The organism is Acidimicrobiales bacterium (assembly GCA_036270875.1).
Taxonomy (GTDB): domain Bacteria; phylum Actinomycetota; class Acidimicrobiia; order Acidimicrobiales; family AC-9; genus AC-9.
Window position 1 is genome coordinate 1 of sequence record DATBBR010000129.1, and the last position, 4,271, is coordinate 4,271.

The 4,271-nt window shown below is 69.5% G+C and carries 5 protein-coding genes; 2 read left to right on the forward strand and 3 right to left on the reverse strand.

Annotated features, from left to right (window positions below; all coding sequences use genetic code 11):
- On the forward strand, positions 1-490 hold a 490-nt coding region (locus VH112_12790), incomplete at its 5' end, for a F0F1 ATP synthase subunit beta (GenBank protein HEX4541110.1).
- On the forward strand, positions 490-882 hold the full coding sequence (atpC, locus tag VH112_12795; GenBank protein ID HEX4541111.1) for an ATP synthase F1 subunit epsilon: 393 nt from the start codon (positions 490-492) through the stop codon (positions 880-882). The genes VH112_12790 and atpC, both read left to right, overlap by 1 nt.
- Positions 883-919: 37 nt before the next feature.
- On the opposite strand, the gene VH112_12800 is transcribed toward atpC, so the two are convergent.
- The 3 genes from VH112_12800 to VH112_12810 all read right to left on the reverse strand — a co-directional run.
- Positions 920-2,659 carry a N,N-dimethylformamidase beta subunit family domain-containing protein gene (locus VH112_12800; protein ID HEX4541112.1) on the reverse strand — a complete coding sequence of 580 codons (1,740 nt, stop codon included), beginning with the start codon at positions 2,657-2,659 and terminating at the stop codon, positions 920-922.
- A 93-nt stretch (positions 2,660-2,752) separates the two neighbouring features.
- A complete protein-coding gene (locus VH112_12805) occupies positions 2,753-4,015 on the reverse strand; it encodes an MraY family glycosyltransferase (GenBank protein ID HEX4541113.1) in 1,263 nt (420 codons plus the stop codon).
- Positions 4,016-4,025: 10 nt separating this feature from the next.
- A partial coding sequence (locus VH112_12810; protein HEX4541114.1) for a serine hydroxymethyltransferase occupies positions 4,026-4,271 on the reverse strand: 246 nt, incomplete at its 5' end.

The window sequence follows — 4,271 nt, forward strand, 5'->3', positions numbered from 1 at the left end:
CGACGACTACACCGACCCCGCGCCCTTCACGACCTTCACCCACCTCGACGCGACCACCGAGCTGTCGCGCCAGATCGTGTCGCTCGGCATCTACCCGGCGGTCGACCCGCTCGCATCGACCAGCAACATCTTGGCGCCCGAGATCGTCGGCGAGCGCCACTATGCCGTCGCCCGTCGGGTCCAGGAGATCCTCCAGCGCTACCGCGACCTCCAGGACATCATCGCCATCCTCGGCATCGACGAGCTCTCGGAGGAAGACCGGGTGGCGGTGACCCGGGCCCGCAAGATCCAGCGCTTTTTCTCCCAGCCGTTCTTCACCGCAGAGACCTTCACCGGCCTGAAGGGCGTCTACGTTCCCGTCAGCGAGACGATCGAGTCGTTCGAGTCGCTCGTCAACGGCGAGCTGGACGACGTGCCCGAGCAGGCCTTCCTCAATGTCGGCGGGGTCGAGGGCGTGCGCGAGAAGGCCAAGACCCTGAGGGAAGGCTGATGGCCTCGTTTCCCGTCTCGCTGGTGACCCCCGAGCGCATCCTGTTCGAGGGCGAAGCCGAGATGGTGACGATGCGCTCGGGCGGCGGCGACATCGCCTTCCTGGCCGGCCACGAGCCCTACGTATCGACGGTCGAGATCGGTGTGGTGCGCATCGACGTGGCGGAGGGACAGCGCGAGCGCTTCGCGGCCCACGGGGGCTTCGTCGAGGTCAACGCGGGCACCGTGACCGTGCTGTCGGGAGTGGCCGAGCGACCGGACGAGATCGATGTGGCCCGGGCGCAGCGGGCCAAGGAGCAGGCCGAGCAGCGGGCGAGCGCCGGCGACGACGCCGAGGCCGAGGCGGCCGCGCAGCGGGCGAGCGCCCGCCTCGAGCTGGCCGAGCAAGCCTGAGGTCCGTTCCCAGAGTTGCCGGCGGCACCGCCCCTCGCTACTCGCCGGGGCCGGGCGTGCGAGTGGCGGCACCGGCGGGGTAGAAGGCCGTCCAGTTCGCTCGCGACGGATGAGCCGCCCCGGCCGGACCCACCCCGGTGGCGGCCAGCACGTTCTCGGTCACCCGCTGGGTGACGTCGGACGGGCACGGGGACGGGCCCGCCGGGCAGGGCGCCCCGAGAGAGGCCACCCAGACATTGGTGCCCGTGGCGAAGACCCCACCGCCGCTCGGCGCCGTGTAATAGGTCATGTCGGAGTGATCCTGCTGGTGACTGCACGTCAGCGGGGAGTGGGCCAGGATCTGGATGTTCGTGGGGCCCGGCAGGTTGGGGTTGTAGCGGTCGTACTCACTGCCGACCAGGTCGGGCAGCTTGGCTCCGGACGCGAGCCCTGTCCCGACGAAGACCCACGCTGACGGGTCGACGATCACCATGTCGGCCTTGACCGGGTTGCAGATGTACATGTCCCCGATGATCGTGCTCTCGGGGCGGGGAACCGGTGGCGAGGGCCAGTCCGAGGTCGCCTCCGTTGGGTCGACCGCGGTGATCGGGTCCTCGCTGGCGGACTTGTAGTCGATCTCGTGCCGGTTGGGACCGAGCGGCGAGGACTCGAACCGGATGTGGCGATAGATGGCATTGGCCCCGAGAAAGAGGAGGTTGACGCCATGGTCCCTGGCTGTCGCGACTCCCTGACGCATGACCGAAGACCAGTACTCGTCGTGTCCGAGGGAGATCAGGGCGCGGTGCTGGAGCAGCCGCTCTGGAGCGGCGTGCAGGTCGACATCGGTCGAATATGTGACGTCGAGGCCGAGCCGTTCCGCCATCGACACGAGAGGCTGCTCGTTGCCGATGAAGTCGGCGGCGCCTCCTCCGAAGCCGAACTCGTAGGGGCGGTCGAACGAGACCACCCTCGACCGGTCGGCGAACGCCATCCCTCCCTGGGGACTCCGGCCCTGATAGAGGTCGTAGCCGCCCCACAGGTTGTAGGCCTGCCACGTGGTCACGCTGTTCTGGATGACGTAGGCGGCGGTGCTCGAGTCATCGCGTAGCGTGAGCGGCACACGGGACTGCTGGTTCCCGCTGCCCACCAACTTGAACAGGTAGTCACCGGGCGGCCAGCCGGGCGTCAGGGTGACCGTGAGCGAGGGCGTCCAGTGGGCCTCGATCATGTTGACGCCCGGGCTGAGGGTGGGAGCAGCCTGCTTGGTCCCCGTCAGCTCGGCCGAGCGCCAGATCAGGCGCCCGCCGTCGCCGCCGTACCACCCCATGCGGTATGCCTCGACGTGGAAGCTGGGGGCCACGGTGGAGACGAACATCGTCACGGTGTCACCACTGACCGCGCTCACACGATCTGCATAGCCCTCGATGGCGCCGGGAGCCTGGTTCGAGGTGTTCTCCAGGTTCCAGCCCCGATCTCCGGGCTTGGCGTTCTCGGCCTTCACCCACCCCGCCGTGACCCCGTTGGGGGTGACCTGGTGGTCGTTGACCAGCAGGTGCGAGGTCGGGCGGGGCTTGGGCTGGGCCTGACCACCCGTCGCCAGGTGGAGGGACCCCAGCACGGCGCCGGCCACGACCACGACGGCCAGCACGGCTCCCGCCACTCCAGCAGGAGATCGCAGCGGGGGGAGGCGCAGGGACCGCAGCGCGTGGGCCACGCGGGCGATGACGGCCCGAGCGACGCTGGCGACTCGGGTACCGGCCGACCGAAGGACGCGGGCCGCCCCGGCCGGGATGCTCATTCCGGCGATGCTAACGAGCGTGCTGTCGCGAGAGGGCGCGCCGTCGGGTACCGTGCGGCGCCCTGGCTCGGACGCCCAGCCGGCAGGAGGATGTCAACCTCGCCGCCGCTTGGGGTCGGCCGCGGGCCGGGCGGCGCGCTGCCGATCGCCGTCATCGATGGCGATCACCTCCGCCAGTTGGTCGGCGTCGTCGCCGTCGCCGGCCCCCCGGCCGGCGATCTCGATATCCGGCGCGCGCTCGTCTACCGTCCCGTCACCCTCGGCGGGGCTCCCCCGCTGGCGCACCCCGGGATGGAACAGCGTGTAGAGCGCCACGCCCAGCCCCGCGGCAGCAAACGGGATGACCGCGTTACCGTGCCGGGTGAACAGCGGATAGAGCACGAACCCGGAGAGGATGGCCGTCCACGCCCACAGGATGAGGACCGATCGCCGGTGTCCGTGGCCGAGGCGGATGAGACGGTGATGGAGGTGGTCCTTGTCGGGCGTCGACAGCCGCGAGCCCCGAGCCATGCGCCGCACGATGGCGAAGGCGGTGTCGAGGATGGGTACGCCGAGGATGAAGAACGGGATGAACAGGGGAGCGAAGAAGAAGTAGGTCTCGCCGCTGACGTCAGGCGTACGGCCCCCGACCACCATGGTCGAGCCCGCCATGAGCAGCCCCAGGAACATCGCGCCGGCATCGCCCATGAATACCCGGGCCCGGTGGAAGTTGTGGGGTAAGAAGCCCACGCACACCCCACAGGCCAGGATGGCGATCAGCGGGCCCATGTTGTTGGTCGAGAGCACGCCGAGGTCCACCAGGCGTTGGCCGTAGACAAAGAAGGCACCGGCGGCGATGGCGACGATACCCGCAGCCAGGCCGTCGAGCCCGTCGATCAGGTTGACGGCGTTGGCGATCCCGACGACCCACAGCACTGTCAAGAGGGGGGTGATGTCGGGTGAGAGCACGATAAAGCCGGCGAAGGGAACCTTGAAGTTGAACATGGTGACGCCGAGGAAGTACAGGACGCTGGCCGCCAGCACCTGACCCGCCACCTTGGCTGGCGCCGACACGTCGCGCAGGTCGTCGATCAGGCCGACCATGAAGATGATCGACGCCCCGAGCACGATGCCGAGCGGCTCGGAGGAGTTCTGGAAGATGGGCTTGAACCGCGGTAGCTGTGAGGCCAACGCCATGGCGGCAAGGAAGGCCAGGAACATGGCCGCACCGCCGATAGTCGGCGTAGGGCGGTCGTGCACCCGGCGACGATCGGGCGGAACCACGGCGCCGACCAGCGGGGCCAGCCGTCGCACGACGAACGTCAGCCCATAGGTCCCCAGCGTGGCCACAGCGAAGACGGCGACGTAGTCGAGCACCCCTGATCCTCTAGCGCCCGGCGGAGGGGTAGGGCGGGTACTTTGCGCACAGGACCCTCACCTCGTCGGCCACCGCAGCGAGGGCCGACTCGTCCTCTCGCCCGCGCAGGGCCCGGCCTACGAGGGCGGCCACCTCGCCCATCTCGGGCTCACCCATGCCGGCCGTGGTCACGGCGGGAGTGCCCAGGCGCAGGCCGCTGGTGACGAAGGGCGAGCGGGGGTCGCCCGGGATCTGGTTGCGGTTGCAGGTGATCCC